The organism is Pseudomonas sp. P867 (assembly GCF_019891455.1).
In the GTDB taxonomy this organism is placed as follows: Bacteria; Pseudomonadota; Gammaproteobacteria; order Pseudomonadales; family Pseudomonadaceae; genus Aquipseudomonas; species Aquipseudomonas synxantha_A.
In genome coordinates this window covers 145596-162166 of sequence record NZ_JAFLXB010000011.1, presented here as the reverse complement: position 1 = coordinate 162166, position 16571 = coordinate 145596, and the positions used below count along the sequence as shown (strand labels likewise).

Here is a 16571-nt window from a genome sequence, read left to right as displayed (position 1 = left end):
AATATTAACAGCCTCAGCCATTTGAATTCAGATAACTCACCTCAAGACATCATAGCCCTAAGGGTACCGTACACAATGATCAACATTGCTGACCGTGCAAAATGCTGAACATATAACTTTATATTAGCACGATTGCTAAAACACCTAATCTTGATCAGATGAGCCAAACCAGACCTCTTCAGATGATAGACAAGAAGAATAATGCTGGTAATGAAGTACTCTATAAGAAATGTATGATTGTGGTTCTATAAGCGCAACAAGCCACAGTGATTTTCGTGGATGCTGTATTTGCTCCAGCACGCAGGCATCCGGTATAGATGATGGGCGATCAATCATACGTGCGATCGTCTCTATAGATTCCACAACCCAGTCGCAGAATTGGTGCGTGCAAAACCATGCCGTGACACTTAATGGTACTGCATACGCATCAGCTCTATTAACGCAGTCGCGAAGCCATCGATTGATTACTGAGATCAAGTGTTCCCTTTCCCTTCTGCCCACCCGCCCGTACGACTGACTGTAGATTCCATACCAGTGTCGTAATAGCATGCGATAGGCCTGTTCACGGTGCCATTGGATGCCGCCCAGAACACTCACAGACCTCCCTAAATGCCAGCGCTTACGCAGGTTGCGTAAAATTGATTTGAGGCATTGAACCATGGTGGTGGCGATTTCACAGTGCGAGCTCACGGCATCAACCGCGCATTGATTGCGGAGTGACCTAACTCGCGCGCCCCTAACCTGAACGTAGCCAGCGCAGACGCTCCAATTCCTATCACTCCAATCGCGCCCATACAAAGGTAAGGTCGCCATAGCACGCCATTGATTGAAATCCCCTCCGCTGGAGCCACAGACGACATAGCCAGGGCACTCCTCATTCGCACCGATGCTTAATGGCCGCACGGCAGTTTTATCTCCGCTCGCCCACGCAATGCGATTAGAACGCGCTAGCGAATGCAGATCGAAGAAAACAACGTTTCCATGTCGGATACCTAGCGGTTCACCGCAGTGAGCGCATCGAAATGGATGACTCAATAGTTTACTATGCCAGTTGTATTCAACAGTCGCCCCACAACAAGTACAGTTAGTTCGAAGCTGAATAAAATGAAATGGACACCTGCCAATCAGTTCATTCTGAAATACAGTGTAATGCCTGTGTGCGCTGACGCAGATGGAGCAGTATCGAAAATACATACAGGAAACAGGCACCCTCAAACCAGGACGCCATGTTAAAAACATTTCATTCAGTTGCAAATTACTTACACGAGTTAAACACTTAACCTGCTCTTTATCGAAAAACCCGACGTTACTTAACCCTCCAGGCAAACCCCATCCAGCCAGCGTTTTGGCTTTAAATAAATCCATCAACTTTTGCTTCGACAACGTGTTCACTATGGCAAATCGTGCCAGGACTGCATAGATAGACTCATATCGGTCGACGACGCCACCTGACGAATAATTTAACTCCGCCAAACGATTTGAAAATTCGATATTCGTCGACCGCTGATGACCACTAGCGCACATAATCCCGCCTCGACGGACTGGAAAGAGTTTCCAGGTACACTGAAAAACCTACTTCTCCGATCAAAAAATCAACAAACTCTTTATCGATTTTGAAATCGGGTGCATCTTTAAAGCAATACTCTTCGCACATAACCTCAACCAAGAGAGTCAGATGCTTCATTGGAATCCAGTGCTCTAACAGCTTGCCATTGGAGTCAATCGCGCTGACAAATGAATTCCATATCACTTCGGTCGCCTCAACAAGGCGAAAGCCAGCAAAGTAAGCCTGCGGAAAGAAAAAGCGAGTAAATGGCCACGCGGGGTCAGACTCTATGATGCCGTCATACCCACCGAGCACCACCTTGAGTTCATCAGGATCTCGAATACCATGAAATTCGATGGCTTCTCTCATCAGGCGATCAATAATTACGCCATTTCCCCGGTCAATGTAATTTTTTCTGAATGCAACGAGTGTACTCTGACCGACCATCACTGAGATCAAGCGAACATTGTGCCGTTCTAATTTATCATATATTTCACAAACCCAATTCAGCTGTAGATCAGTCCATTTTTGGGGCTCATCTATAAACAAAAGAAAAATGCGCTTTGTGTTGCACTCCCCCATCGAGATCATTATGTCCACCGCGCGCCTTTTACACTCGCCTGAAGACCCACCTGTACTAACCCCTAGCTCCTTGCATAGATCTGAATAAAAATCCCGCTCCGAAATATATAATTTCGTTTCTCCATCTAGCGTCGCAGAAAATAGACCTTTATATTTAGTTTGAGCAACATTCCGCAAATACTGAATTGCTGAAGATTTACCTATACGCCAGTTTCCCCACATGACAAAACCTCCGGAACGCCTACGCAGGGTCTTGTCTAAATACTCCCAAACGATGGAAATCGAATCTGTCGGAACGAGATAGTTACGCGAGCACAACGGGTGATCCTCGATCGATTTCGGCCTTACAATAGAGGACTGTAAAGAACTCATCTTTTATCACCCTTTAATATGTACCCCACCGTTAGTCTCTCAACTGGTTTAACTATAGGTCTAACCGGCTGATTGGAATTCTTTGGTGATAGCTCCCCTCCTAGATGTTTGATATTATAAGTTACCACTTCGCGATCCTTCCAACCTTCCGAAGCTTGCAATGAATGCAATAAATCGGGTATTGAGTCACCTTCTCGATAAGCAATCTGACCGGTTTTAAGGCTACGCTGAAGTCTAAGCCGTAACTTTTCACTATGAGGACCACTCCAAAGACTCGGAGGAAAAACCTCACCCAAATATCCTCCCTTCAAGTCATAAACCCGAAGGTAGGATATATTCATAGGATCCCATTCAATCATCACTTCACCATCGACTGAGAAGCTTAGTACGGGTAAGTTTCTATACCTGGCGCCTTTAAAGTTTATAAACGCACTTTGCGGTCCATCTTGATGAACAGTAACTATCGCAGTCCTGCAGGTGAATTTACGAATATCACGATTTTCAGGTAGTAACTTAGGAAAGATCAGATCGCGCTCTGCAACCGAGCGTAAAAAAAGCTCAAGGGGGCTGTGAGGAGTAATTCCCGTGTGTGGCCTACCATTATAATCAGATATCACCACATCTAAAGCGTGATGCAATTCCCCCATAGTTAAAAGTAGAGACAAATCTCCACCTTTCGGCGCTAAGCGCTTGATAATTTCATCATTTGGACGCGCACCGGTTGTGCCTACTAAGCGATGCGAAAAATTATCCACCAGATAGCGAAAAAAAGTTTCTACAACTGCCCGCTCGTTTGGCTGATGGGGCGGGCCAAAGTCATCTATAGAGCAAACAATTTCACGGAGCTTAGCCTCTACGTCTTTAGCCTTATGCGACATCGCATTATCTAGCTTATAAATTAACCCACAGGACCAAGCCAACTCAGGATTTTTATCACTTGGAAATCCCCCTTGCACTTTATAAGTAAGCCCTGGCACCACAGCGGGAGGTTTTTTATGAGGTGCTAAAGAATTATATACAGCCGTTAGCAAATCTGTCTGATCGTAATTCTTGCCTAGCGCCAAGCTGTAACCGAGTACACATCGACTAAATACATCTATTACCAAAATAACCCACAACGTTAGAATTTCCGACAAACACGTCAGACCGAAAGTATCAACTTCTTTTACAGTCAAGCGCAGGTCAATATTATGGCCATCCAATTCTATTTGCTGGAGCGGTTCGATAGGAGGAAGGATGGCAAGATCTTCCACATGCCTATCTCGGGCGCGTTTTTTTTGCGCTATCTCTTTTGCTTTACCGTGTAAGTGCCTACTAAAACTTCGTAGAGCCCTGTCGTCGCTTGTGAAAGGATACTGAGGTGCATGGATTCCAAGCTCTTCACACTGTTTCAAAAAACCGCCATGAAAATCTACCAACCTTTTGGCTCCCCCCTCTTTACGAGACTTGTAAAGACTTGCGTAACGGCAAATTAAACTGTCAAGCTCGGGATAACTGCGCAACAAATTCGAAAAAATCCCAGCTTCGCCGTTTGTCCTCTCTTGATCTTGTTCATTGGTAAATCCAATGCGATACTCATTTGACTTTACTCGAAGCTGCAAAATAGCGGCTCGATAACCGATATATTCCCCATCCTGATCGGGCTGACACGCCCGATCTATCATAAGATATAAAGAAGATTTCGCCACGCCGTACCTATTTTGTATTTCTTCACAGCTTGCACCCTTTAGTAGGAATGCCTTCAAAGCGGACACTCGACATCCAATTTTTTGCTTGAGCTCTTCGGAAAATATACGCAAGTCAGGTTCTTGCCAATCATCAAACTTTATACCTTGCTGTAGCAATCTCGACTTAGAGAACCGCTCTTTAGGATCTGCCATTATTCTTTTCCTTTCGGAGAGCATACAACTACAGCTTTCCTATTGATCAATCGATCGTGCATTGAAGGAATATTAAACCGCCCTATTCGAACCATTTCCAATGCGAACGCAAACCCCCTGCCATCGCTGAACCCCTCAATACTTTCAAAACTGCTAAGAGCGCATGAGGAGCAATTCCGCAGAGCAAGTATAAATTCTTTGACGTTTTTAGCCGTAATATCATCCCTCCATCGAGAAATAAATGCTAAAATCTTAAAACGATTCCACACTTCAAATCTTTTGTCACCGGACACTCCTGTTCCAATATGCCTGCTCGACATTCCAATTGCAGCACAACATTGTTCGAATGCCTGTTCAACTTTTTCCACGCCTAGCTCAGCGACATATACCAAAACTTCGGAATTCAGATATACCAACTTGAATGCAACAAATAGAGCCCCATCAGTCGTTTTGAAAACTTTATTTACGGGAATAAAACTTAAAAGCGACGAGTCAAACTCTAGCCACCCCCACTCTATTAGTTGAGTCCTATAAAAAAACTCCATCGGGCATCTATTCATAATGCTATAAACGCGAAACAGATGCCCACCCTTTGGCCGCGATACATTTTTGAATGGATCGCTCTCAAGAAATCCTAAAAATTCACCCTGCATAGCAACACCCTCCTAACATGGAGAGATACTCATTGTATATCCGCCTTCTATATAAAAAATATTTACATGCCTTTATACGGCGGAAATAAGCGCAAAGCAGAACTAAGCAATTCGAGATTGATCGTCGCGACCTGACCAATTCAAATACTTCAGAATTGATTTTGCGCCCAAGCAACCTAAGGAAAATTGGCGGATGGGTGTTTAATGTAAAAAGCAAGGCTGGGGCAAAAAATAGACGAACTAACAAGCAGCATCGGCCTGATCTATTATCTACTTCGATTCCAAAGAAACAGTCTGGCGAAAAAAAAGGCATACCTTACCCCTAAGAATCTAATTCTTCGGAAGCAAGGGCTGCCTTTATCCTCTTATACGGGGGCATCCTTACGCACATCTCTAACAAACTTATCAGACCGCTCGCTTTCTAGGCAATGAGCTTTACCTTTCAAGCCAACACATCCAAAAGAATAAATCTATTACCCTGATTACATTTACACTCCTAACCGCTACTACAATCAAACAAATCAATAGCTTACACACTAAGACTCATCGACGATAAAAAGTTCACACTTTATGTCGCAGCGACTAGCATTACATTTTTTCTGTCGCAAGACTTTCTCTGCACTGTACTTTCCGCATCAAGAAACGGACCAGAAAATCTTTTTTTATAACTCACCGCTATTTATTCTCCACTTCTTATATCCAAGCATCCAAACTGCACCTACAAAGTTCAACACTGATAGTCCAGCAATTTCGTCGGTGCGGGGTGCTAAATGATATGAGCCAAATGAATATCGCCCAGGTTGACCTGAACCTGCTGAAAACCTTCGAAGCCCTGCACGACGAGTCCAGCGCCAGCCGTGCTGCCTTGCGCCTGGGCGTTACGCAATCGGCAATCAGCGCCGGTTTGCGGCGTTTACGCGAACTATATGGCGACCCACTTTTCGTACGCACCGGTCGCGGCCTGGCGCCCACCCTGCGGGCCAATCAGTTGAAACCGGTGATCAGCGAGGCATTGGACCGCTGCCGACAAAGCCTGGCGATGATCCACCCGGATAACCCGCATTATCAGGGGCGATCGGTGGTGTTAGGTCTGTCAGACGATTTCGAAATCGCCTACGGCCGGCAGCTGATGGACGCCATTGCAGAGCGCCTGCCGAAACTGCGGGTGATCTTTCGCCAGACCCACAGCCAGATCGTTGCGGCTGCCCTGCTCGACCGCAACCTGGACCTGGCCATTACCGCCGGCGGGTTTGCCGAGCGCAGGCTGAGTCGGCAAGTGCTGGGCGAAGGTGACTACCGTTGCCTGGTTGACCCAGGTAGCCTGGCGCCCGATCAGCAAGGTATCGAGCTTGCAGAATTCATCGCACGCGACCATGTGCTGGTGTCGTCAGGCGGGTTTATCGGTATTACCGATGAAGGGTTGGCGGCGCAGGGCTTGAGCCGCCAGGTATGTGCGTCCACCAGCCACTTTGCGGCGCTGCCGTACCTGCTCAAAGGCAGCGCGGCGGTGGCGACGATCCCCGGTCATGCGGCCCAAGCGATTGCGCAGATGACCGGCTTGCGTGTGCTGCCCTGCCCGCTGGCGCTGCCGCACTACCCGGTGGAGTTGGGCTGGCGTACCCAGGCCCAGCTTGATCCGCTGTTGCTCAAGGTTCGCGAGGCGATCGTGGCGTGCTTTATTTCGCCGCTGCCATCAGCTTATTGACTTCACTGCGCACCATGTTGGAAAACTCCGGCGGCGACATGCCGTCAAGTTCGGCGCGCACCCACTCGGCCCATTTCCCCTTGCGCTTGGCGCGCTCGCCGAACAAACGGGCCGCTTCGCCCTTGGCTTTGCCCAGGTTGGTTTGCCAAAGGTCGTAGAGGCGCGACTTTTCGTCTTCCAGCTCGGCGCGTTCGGCGAGGGTCTTGTTGGCGAGATTGAAGCTCATGTTGAATTACCTGCTGCACAAATGACTGACATCTTACACTGTAGGCCCAAAGGGCCTGATCACCATTGTGCCGCAAATGGACGGCTCGCAAAATAACTGCAACTTTTGCCGCTGCCCGATACTCCATTGTTCACTGTCACATTCACTTGCAAGGAGTCACACATGGCCCGCAAAACCGCCGCCCAAGCCGTCGAAGAACAAATCAAGGATCAAGCCTTCAGCGAACTGACCGCGCTGATCGAAGAATCGGACAAACTGCTCAAAAGCAGCGCATCCCTGGTAGGCGAGGAAGGTGAAACCCTGCGCGAGCAGGTTGCCATCAAACTCAAGCAAGCCCTGGATTCGGTGTCCAGCGTCCGTGAGCGCAGCAAGCCAGTCGTGGACGCCACCGAGACCTACATCGGCGGTCATCCATGGCAGACCGTGGCCATTTCCGCAGGCTTTGGCCTGGTGGTGGGTCTGCTGCTGGGTCGCCGTAACTGATCAGCACGGGCTGCGCCCATGGCGCAGCCTGTTTCACCCCGCCGCCAGTTCTCGCAGTTGCCGAAGGTCCTGCGCGTCAAGCTCTATGCCTGCTTCCTGCGACTCCGCCCGTGTGCGATGGCGCCGATCCCCCGGTAATCGCCGTAACCCCGCCGCATGCATCTGCCGCACCAGTTCCTGGCTGCGCTCGGCAAAGCTTTGCCCGGCGGTTTTGCGCGGATCGATCACTATCAGTAATTGGCCGGTCCAGGGCGTACGCGCTCCCGGATGATCGGCCCAATTGAATTCGAACGAAAAATTGCCGCCTGTCAGTGCCGCCGCCAGCAACTCGACCATCATCGACAACGCCGACCCCTTATGCCCACCAAATGGCAACAGCGCGCCCCCCTCCAGAATGGCTTTCGGGTCCTGGGTCGGCTGGCCCAGGCTATCGACGCCCATGCCTGGTGGGAGCCGTTCGCCTTTGCGCGCGGCGATCTGCACGTCGCCATGGGCGATGGCGCTGGTGGCCAGGTCGAACACAATCGGCGCGCCATCGGCCCGCGGCGCAGCAAACGCGATGGGGTTGGTGCCGAACAACGGGCGATCAGCGCCATGGGGCACCACGCAGGTCATGCTGTTGACCACACTGAGTGCAACCAGTCCTTCTTCGGCGAAAGGTTCGACGTCCGGCCATAAGGCCGCAAAGTGATGGGAATTGTGGATAGCCAGTAACGCAATGCCGGCGCTGCGGGCCTTGCTCACCAGCAACGCACGCGCGGCCGCCAGAGCGGGTTGGGCGAACCCATTGGCGGCGTCGACCCGTACGAAGCCTGACGCAACGTCGGTCACGATCGGCACGGCGGCGCCATTGACCCAACCGCTGGCCAGGGTCGAGAGGTAACCCGGGATACGAAAAATACCGTGGCTATGAGCGCCATCACGTTCAGCGCTGGCGCAATTGTGCGCAAGGATCGCCGCCACTTCTGGCGAGGTGCCGTGCCTGACGAAAATCTGTTGGAGCACCCCCACCAACTCAGTGAAGCTGATGAAGGCCGTGACAACTGTCGGAGACTGCGCAGACATTTGAAGCTCCATTTTTATGATTGGAAGGGGCAACGAATGGACATCCAGGCCGTCGATTAAACACCACCTGCAGCGCTCACTGTCAACTTACGACGAGACTCAATAGTTACCCCCGCCAGTCATCGGTGCCTGCCTACCCTGTGTCTTCCTATTCACGCTGGAGACAGGCGATGACCCGTGTCACCCCGCCCTATTTTTTCGACGAGTTCCTGCTACCCGTCAATCGCTCGACATTGAGCGAGCGCGAACGCGCCCTGGGGTTCACCGTCAAGGATCTGGAATGGCTGCACGGCGTGTATTACGCCAGCGACGCCAGCCGTCAGGATACCCGCCTGCAAAGCCCGCCCATGCGTGTAGAAAAGCTAATGATCAATGTGTCGGGGCAGGTTGCGATCCCACTGGCCGGCGCGTTTGTGATGAGTTCCACGCCCGACGGTGCCAAGGCTCTGCTGTACACGCCTTATGGCGGTATCCAGGTGTTTGACAGCCATGCCTCGCTGCTTGCCGAGGTCAGTCAGGCGTTGGCTGATTCGGTACAGCGCGTGGAGTTGCTGAGTTTTCTGTCGATTGCACAGCGCAACAGTCTGCCAGCGGATAGCGCTCTGACACTGACCACTTCGCCGGTCCTGGGTGCGGTCATGCAAGACCAGGAACAAACCCTGCAGGCCTGCCAACAGGCCAACGTGCAAGCAATGCTTGAGCACTTGCAGAGGACCCCGACCTTGTCCGCCATGCTCGACACATTGCTCGGCATCATGGCGCACCCTCATTTCCCCGGCCTGGATCAGCGGCAAACGCAAGTGAACTGCTTTCTCCAAAGCCCGACGGATGCCGATCGACGCTGGATCGACTCCCTGTCGTTACGTGATGCGTTATTGCAGTTCTATGTCAAACATGCCTGGCCCTTGGGGCAAACTCGCGAATTCATCAACCCCAAGCACGTCACCAGCCACTTCACCCAGCCCCAGTTGCAACAAGATCGCGAGTATTGGGACACGCTCATCGAACAAACCTCCGGTACGCTGTCCAAATTGCTCGAGAGCCTGCTACAGACCTACTGGAACGAAGACATCGACAGCGGCACCTCACGCCTTGACCTGTTCGCGCAAATCCTGGCTGACAAGTTCCGCCTCGATGTGCTGCTCAAGCGCCAGAACGGCATCCTCAGTGCTGACGAAAGCCATATGCTCCAGGCCCTGCTCCTCAGCGACCAGGGCGCTCGCAGCACCTACGCCGCCAAACTGAGCGTAGAAAAAGTGCGCATCTACGCGCCGTACCAGCACTACGTGGAACTGGCCAGTACCCTGATGCTGCATGACAGCCATGCCTACCTTTACACCCAATCCCGCGGCTTGCAGGTACTTAAAGATCTGGACGATCTCAAAGACACGCTATTGACCATGCTCACCGCCGCCGGGCACGAAGATGAACTGCTCAATTTCCTGTCTCTGGACGAGCGCAACACCTTTATCGGCCTGGACCAGATCAACGTTGCCGCACACCCCGTCACCGGGCACGTGTTCACCGACATGATCGAAGACATCGCCGCCAAGCAGACCAGTAATATGAATCATGCCCTGAGCCTCTATCGCAGCAGCGCCGGCCAGGTGGACCTGGAAGCATTGCTCGATTACGCCCTGGACATCCGCACCATGCTCGACAGTCGCCTGGCCGACCTGGACACCGATGGGCGCTGGACGATACATCCCGTCAGCAGCGGCAATGGCCGCCCCTCCACGGTGCAAGCCGAGCGCGCCAAGCTGCACCTGCAACGCCTGCGCGCTGCCCAAGAAGGATTGCAGATCGAGCGCCTTAAGCACCCGACACTGCGCAGCATGGCCACCCTGGCCCTGAACACAGAACTGCAAACCCAACGACTGGACCTCAAGGCCGACGAGATTTATGTCAACACTTACGCGTCCCGCGCCGAGCAGCGTGAGGAGCGCGCGCCTGTGTCTTCGCTGAGCATGGTTGAACATTTCATCGAGCGCCTCGGCCAGAAGAGCAAGCCGCTCCCAGTGTCTTCCAGAACTGGGTTTTACGCAGAACGCAACCAGGGTGTCGCCCTGAAGCTCAATAACATGCCCCTCAAAACCTTCAACAACATGATCGAACGGGTCTTGAAGGTGTTTGCCGGCCACGAGATGCGTGAACTCCCGCGCCTGTTCCTGAACAATATCCGCGATAAACACGCGCACTCGATGCTGTTGGGCTTGCGCAGCGAGGCTGAACTGCGACTGCTGGGTAAAACGCTGACGCACCGCAGCAACGCCATTCTTGATGCGGTCCTGCGAACTGACAGCCTGGCGCGCCTGACCCGACATGGGATCAACGGGTTTCTGCCGGATGCTTATGCGCTGGCATTGCACAAGGGTACGTCCGACGCGCTGCTGCCGCTGGCCAATCTGTTTGTACTGACCGAACGTGGCGGCCTTGACCCCAAGAATTCGGGCCAGGCGATCCTATGGACGCCTCGGCGTGGTCATGAGGTTTTTGCGTCGGTCTCGGCCCTGCGCGAGGCGCTCACCCAGCGCCTGGCGCATCCGATCAAACGACTTTCGCTACTGGAGAATCTGTCATTGTCCCAGCGCGTGCCTCATCAGGCGTATCGCCTGGCTGCGCTGCAACGTATTGACGATAACCTGCTGGACAATCGCCTGAAAACCTACGGCGATTACGTCATGGACTCGGTAGACCGACTGCTGGCCATGGACTTGCCGGCGCGCGCCGTGCAGGACCGCCTGGATGAGATCCTGCAGATCCCGGCGCCCACCAACCTTGCACGAGCCAAGGCGCTGGCCGATGCCATGGTCACCCAGCAGGCCCTGCCCGTGTGGCTGGCAATGGCGCCCGCCAACGAGCAGATCTACCATGCAGAACTGCTTGAGCAATACCACAACAGCGCCCCGGAAGAGGAAGACTACCTGCAGGGCATCCTGTCCCTGCGCGAGCACACCTTTGGCGCCCTGAGCAAGCTGCTCCAGGCACGCTTCCCCGAACACACGCTCAGCCCCGATGACGTGCTGATTCCCGTGCACCAGGCCCTCGACATCCATGACTACAGCCTGACCGATTTTGCCTTGCGTCACTGGCCGGACCTGAACAACCAGACTATCGGCCCGCGATCGCGCACCGCCACACCGCTGCCGGACACCCTGGATGCCAATGCGCTGGTTCAACTGGTGCGGCAACTGGACTTGAAATCGGTGTACCAAAAGCGATTGCAAACCGAGATGGACACCCGCACGGAAGCTGCACGCAAACGGCGGCGCCTGTTCTGTCGGCAACTGCCATGGCAGGTGTTGCAATACGCCCACGAGCAACATCTGCAAGAACGCCTGTCAAACAAGGCCTTGGGCTTGGTCCAGCAGGTGTTCGACATGCCTGACGGCCTGGCACGTGCGGCGTTGAAGGACGTATCGACGCTGATCCGGCCCGTTGAGCTGGTGGCGACTGCAGGCGCTACTGCCGCCAAGGTATTGGGCATGTACCTGATCAGCCCTGGAGGTAAAGAGGCCGGTCCGGTAGTGCTCTATGCGCCCTACAGTGAAAACCACGTGCTCAAGCAATATGACAACGAGCAAGCGCTGCTGGATGAGGTGGAGCGACCAGGGGAACTGCAGGACTGGGTCATTCAGCACCTGGAAGATCCGCACCAGGCCGTTTACCGCAGCTTGCTGCAAAACAACCTTCATCGCTCTTCGGATATGAGCCTGGCCTCATCTGCCGTGACCGGCAACCTGCTGCACTATTTATTCAGTGAGAACACGCTGATCCTGCTAAAAATGCTCGCCTGCCAGTTCGAAAAAGGCTCCAAGCTGCTTTGGGATAAAGTGGTGGGCGTGTTCGGCAAGGGCATACCCACGGCAGTGCACTTCATGGCGGGCAAACTCGCCTATCCACTTGTGGTCTGGCGCAGCTACCAGTTAGTCAAGCGCTCGGCTGAAGCGCTGCAACTGCACCAGTGGAAAGCCGCGATGAAGGACTTCAGCCTGGCCGTGGTGCAAATGGCCGCCCTGTACAGCGAGCTTGATGGCAGCGAAACCCCACCGCCTGATGACGCTGACCTGGTCGACCTGCCGGAAGGCGGCCTGCCCACCGCCACTGCCCCGGGCCTGCGGGACGTCACCGCCACTTCGCGAACGCGGTTGCAGCGCTTGGAGGGCTACGACATCGCCCTGGAGGACCTTGAGCTGGACACCTCCACCCATGTCTACAAGGATAAGGCGAGCGCCAAGAGTTACGTGCCGCTGGCAGGCAAGGTGTATCCGGTGAAGAAAACCAAGGAGCACTGGCGCCTGGACAACGACGATCAGCAGGGCCCCTACGTCGGTCGCAATGCTGATGGCAAATGGGTAATGGACCTGAGCATACACAAGCCCCGCTTCGGCCAGGCCTGGACGCGGCAAAAAGTGCGACGAGCCGAAAGGCGCGACATCAATATTGAAGCGCAGGGCATAAGGGCGATCGCTGCAGTGTCAAGCTGGAAAGCCCAAGTCATCGACGAAGCCTTGAACGTATCGACTTACTACGCCGTCAACTGCAAGCGCAACATCCATCACTTTGCAGAGCTGCTCAAGCCTGATAGCCGGGTAGGCCTGTTCTTGTGCGACCTGTTCGGCACTCTCAATCTGAACCCGGCCCAAGTAAAGAAAATCGAGGACATCATCGATGGAATACTGGATGAGCTAAGCGACCCCACTTTGATCGGGCCTGACTCAATGCGCTTTGTCAGCGGTGAAAGCGTGAAAGCCCCCACCACTGATTACGCGATGGTGCTTCTCGGTGACAGCGAGCGCAAAGTGTACTTGTTCGAAAGGTTCTTCCATCCAAACCTGGCTGAATACGCCACCATACTGAGTGAACCTTTCGACATGTTCGCCCATGCCAGAGCCTCTACCCTGATCCATGAGCTGACGCATCTGCGGTTCAAGACAGAGGACATTGCCTACCTGCGGAGCCTGGAGCCATTCCGAGACCTGATCGATACGGCAAAGCCGGGTGCTCAGGCGGTGAAGACGCGCCAAGATGATTTGCAAACGAGCGGGCTGTCGACGTTGACGCCGGCAACTATGCTATTCAAGGCATGGGATGACATATCCAATACCTGGGAGGATTACGGCTTTTTCACCGCCACCAGCTTCCTCAAACGCAGAGTCCTGAATATCACGGGTGCCAAGACCCTGAATGAGGCCCGAGAAGTTTTCATGAGCAATGTCGACAAGCGTATTGACGTCATTCTATCCAACGCCGACTCAGTCAGTTACCTGATTACACATCTGGGGCGAATGCTGGATGAGGGGGCCTGAGCAGGCCCCCAACACGTGAATCAATCTTTCTGGTCGCGCAGGACATTGCCCGAGGCGCCGTCGATTCGTGCTTCATACACCACGCCGTCGGATTTACGGCCTTTGACTTCCCAGTAGCCGTCGTTATCGGCTTCGGCGGCGTAGACCTCGACATACCCAGCCTTGGTCTTCGCCACTTCAATAGCTTTTTCAATCGGAATCCAGCCCGCACCCGGCTTGTCTGCCAGCGCAGCGCCGGCGCTCAACAGCGCGGTGGTTGCACACAGGGCGGCTAAGGTTTTCTTCAACATTTTCGTACTCCTTGGTGGATGACAGTGTGTTTCCTGATTTTTTAGGCGCGTTTAAACAAGAATAAGTTCCAATTGATATGCAATCGCCATGATGCTGTTCTCGCCGTAAGGCTCGGGGGGTAGAATGTGGGGAAATCAGGATGGATAAATGAGCGAAAAGTCCCTTTCAGAAGCCGAATACGACGCCATCACCGACGCCGCTGCGCATTGGTGTATGCGTGTGCATGCCAGCGACTGCACGGCGGCTGAACGTCAGGCCTTCGAACATTGGCACGATGCCCACCCGCTGCACGCCTTCGAGTATGCCGCGATGTTGGAAATCTGGGACGTGGCCGATCATTTGCCCCGCAATGCGCCTGCACCGCTTGTGGTGCCGCTCAAGCCTCGCAAACGCTGGCGCTCTTATGCAGTGGCAGCCGCCATCTGCCTTGCTGCCCTGCCGCTGGCCGCCTTCACGGGCTGGGAAGCCGGTTGGTTGCCAAGCTCATACGAGCGGTTTGACGCCACCAACGGGCTACGCAAAGTTACCCTCGGTGACGGCAGTGAGGTGGAGTTGAACCTGGGCACCGAGCTGGTCTACAGCCACTACAAGGATCGTCGCCAGGTGAAGTTGGCCAAGGGCGAAGCGTTTTTCAACGTCACCCACGACAGCGAGCACCCGTTTATCGTGCAGGCTGGCGAAGGCCAGGTTCGGGTGACGGGCACCCAGTTCAATGTGTGGAAGTATGAAGACCAGGTGCGGGTAATGTTGCTGGAAGGCTCGGTGCAGATCACCAGCGACGCGGTGCATGGCAGCGTGCCGTTGACTCCGGGGATGCAGGCCAGCTACCACCGCGGCGACGCCACGCCGCAAGTCGCCGCGATCAAACCCAATGACCCTGCGCTTGCCTGGCGTACGGGCAAGCTGGTGCTTGATAACCTTGCATTGGCCGATGCGTTGCCGCTGATCAACCGATACCTGAACAAGCCAGTGATGCTGGCGGATGCTGGCACCGGGAGCATTCGCATTGGTGGCATCTATAACCTCAGCGAGGTCAACAACCTCATCCCTTCCCTGCCCAAGGTCCTGCCGGTCTACCTGACCCGCAACCAGGATGGCAATCCCGTACTCAACTCCATCCCGGGTAAAACGCCCAAGGGTTGAGGCGCGTTTTTTTTACTTCAGTGTCCACTTTTGAAACACCTCGGTACGCTGAATCGCCCAGCGGCGGCGGATTCATGCATCTGTCATCGAGACTGTTTCATCGCTGACACAGTTGAAGAGTGTGGCCGGGCATATCGCGCCGCCCAGCGACTGTTTCATGCTTGAAACACTGCTATCGGCGATGCGCGCAGAAAAATCGCAACCTATTGAGTTTCAAACGTAAACGAAAAGCGGCACGGGTTCTGCTCTTTCCCTGATAACGCTGTTTAGGGTCAGCGTTCAGAAAAAGGACTGCCGCCGTGATCACACTCACACACGCCTCGATAACCGTACTGCTGATCAGCTGCGTGCTCAGCGCCGGCATCAGCCATGCGGGCGATGGCGTTATCGTGACAGGGCGAACCGTGCAGGGTCACATGTACGGACGCACCTCCCTCCCCGATCCATACCCCACCACTGCCAACGCCAACCCCAGCAAAGAAATCATCAGTGCCACCTCCGGCGAACTCAGTGATCGGGACATTGGCGGCATCCGCAGCGGTTCTGGCCTTGCGCGATCCATCCAGCCCAACGGCAACCTGTCTGGCCTGGGCGCCACGCAAAACAGCCTGTCGACCCAGGGCGCCGGTGCAGCCGCCGGCCATGGCGCGGGCAGCAGCATGGCTGGGCAGATCAATGGTTCGATCCAGCGCGGCATGGCGCCCTTGAACAATCTGGGCAACATGCTGGGGGGCAAATGATGAAGCGCATCCTGTTGACCATCGCCCTGCTGGGCAGCGTCTCGGCAATGGCCGACAACACCGCCGTTATCAATAACAGCGGCCAACAGTACGAAGGTGTGCTGTCGATCAACCAGGCCGCCGGCAACCAGCAACAGATGTCCAACAGCCGCGCAATCGCGCTCGATGGCCAGGCCACCAATGTGAATATCCAGCGGCTCGACGGCAACGTCGACCCGTCCTTGAGTGCCAAGGTGGCGATTCAGGGCGCTTCATTTATCAATGGCAACGGCGTGCTGGGCGTTAACCAGTCGGCCGGGGCCAATAACCAATCAATCAACGCGGTGCGGATCAGCCTCAACCCTGGCCCGCAAAGCATCGATGACAGCGTCCTGTTGCAACAGAACACGACGCAGTTGACCGACTCAGGGCTCACCCCCACCACTGGCAGCCGCCAGGTCGCGACCAGCGACCAGGCCTTCACCGGCAGCCGAGGAGTGATTCAGGTGAACCAGAGTGCCGGGGTGGGGAACCGAGTGGCTAACACCCTGGGCATCACTATCAAGTAACCGCTTGGTAGACGTTAGTTAGACCGTA

General features: G+C 54.1%; 12 protein-coding genes. 6 read left to right on the top strand and 6 right to left on the bottom strand.

The window, feature by feature from the left end:
* Positions 1 to 1513: 1513 nt before the first annotated feature.
* The 3 genes from J1G33_RS20245 to J1G33_RS20235 are packed head-to-tail and all read right to left on the bottom strand — an operon-like array spanning position 1514 to position 5033.
* Entirely contained in the window at positions 1514 to 2500 is a 987-nt protein-coding gene (locus tag J1G33_RS20245; RefSeq protein ID WP_223018606.1) for a hypothetical protein, read from the bottom strand.
* The gene (locus tag J1G33_RS20240) at positions 2497 to 4380 is read right to left on the bottom strand and encodes a Mu transposase C-terminal domain-containing protein (RefSeq protein WP_223018605.1); all 1884 of its coding nucleotides are present in this window, start codon (positions 4378 to 4380) and stop codon (positions 2497 to 2499) included. Before J1G33_RS20240 ends, J1G33_RS20245 begins: the two co-directional genes overlap by 4 nt.
* Positions 4380 to 5033 (bottom strand): hypothetical protein, encoded by a 654-nt coding sequence (locus tag J1G33_RS20235; protein ID WP_223018604.1) that lies wholly within the window; start codon positions 5031 to 5033, stop codon positions 4380 to 4382. Before J1G33_RS20235 ends, J1G33_RS20240 begins: the two co-directional genes overlap by 1 nt.
* A gap of 784 nt (positions 5034 to 5817) precedes the next feature.
* Here J1G33_RS20235 and J1G33_RS20230 point away from each other — a divergent pair.
* A complete protein-coding gene (locus J1G33_RS20230; RefSeq protein ID WP_223018644.1) occupies positions 5818 to 6738 on the top strand; it encodes a LysR family transcriptional regulator in 921 nt (306 codons plus the stop codon).
* Here the strand turns inward: J1G33_RS20230 and J1G33_RS20225 are convergent.
* Positions 6710 to 6964 (bottom strand): hypothetical protein, encoded by a 255-nt coding sequence (locus J1G33_RS20225; protein ID WP_003190904.1) that lies wholly within the window; start codon positions 6962 to 6964, stop codon positions 6710 to 6712. The genes J1G33_RS20230 and J1G33_RS20225 overlap by 29 nt on opposite strands.
* A gap of 162 nt (positions 6965 to 7126) precedes the next feature.
* Here J1G33_RS20225 and J1G33_RS20220 point away from each other — a divergent pair, with 162 nt between their 5' ends.
* Positions 7127 to 7447, top strand: a complete 321-nt coding sequence (locus J1G33_RS20220; protein WP_032875861.1) for a DUF883 family protein — start codon at positions 7127 to 7129, stop codon at positions 7445 to 7447.
* A gap of 33 nt (positions 7448 to 7480) precedes the next feature.
* Here the strand turns inward: J1G33_RS20220 and J1G33_RS20215 are convergent, their stop codons facing one another.
* Positions 7481 to 8512 carry an Ldh family oxidoreductase gene (locus J1G33_RS20215; RefSeq protein WP_078821494.1) on the bottom strand — a complete coding sequence of 344 codons (1032 nt, stop codon included), beginning with the start codon at positions 8510 to 8512 and terminating at the stop codon, positions 7481 to 7483.
* A gap of 170 nt (positions 8513 to 8682) precedes the next feature.
* Here J1G33_RS20215 and J1G33_RS20210 point away from each other — a divergent pair, with 170 nt between their 5' ends.
* Positions 8683 to 13821, top strand: a complete 5139-nt coding sequence (locus tag J1G33_RS20210) for a DUF6543 domain-containing protein (protein ID WP_223018603.1) — start codon at positions 8683 to 8685, stop codon at positions 13819 to 13821.
* 20 nt (positions 13822 to 13841) lie between these two features.
* On the opposite strand, the gene J1G33_RS20205 is transcribed toward J1G33_RS20210, so the two are convergent.
* Positions 13842 to 14111 (bottom strand): PepSY domain-containing protein, encoded by a 270-nt coding sequence (locus tag J1G33_RS20205; protein WP_032875869.1) that lies wholly within the window; start codon positions 14109 to 14111, stop codon positions 13842 to 13844.
* 148 nt (positions 14112 to 14259) lie between these two features.
* On the opposite strand from J1G33_RS20205, the gene J1G33_RS20200 reads away from it, so the two are divergent.
* From J1G33_RS20200 to J1G33_RS20190, 3 genes are all read left to right on the top strand, one after another.
* Positions 14260 to 15255, top strand: coding sequence for a FecR family protein (locus J1G33_RS20200; RefSeq protein ID WP_032875872.1), 996 nt, complete (start codon positions 14260 to 14262; stop codon positions 15253 to 15255).
* Positions 15256 to 15554: 299 nt separating this feature from the next.
* Positions 15555 to 15995 carry a hypothetical protein gene (locus J1G33_RS20195; protein WP_032875874.1) on the top strand — a complete coding sequence of 147 codons (441 nt, stop codon included), beginning with the start codon at positions 15555 to 15557 and terminating at the stop codon, positions 15993 to 15995.
* Positions 15995 to 16543: a hypothetical protein gene (locus tag J1G33_RS20190; protein WP_032875877.1), complete on the top strand. Its 549-nt coding sequence runs from the start codon at positions 15995 to 15997 to the stop codon at positions 16541 to 16543. The genes J1G33_RS20195 and J1G33_RS20190 overlap by 1 nt, the downstream gene beginning before the upstream one ends.
* Positions 16544 to 16571 lie beyond the last annotated feature (28 nt).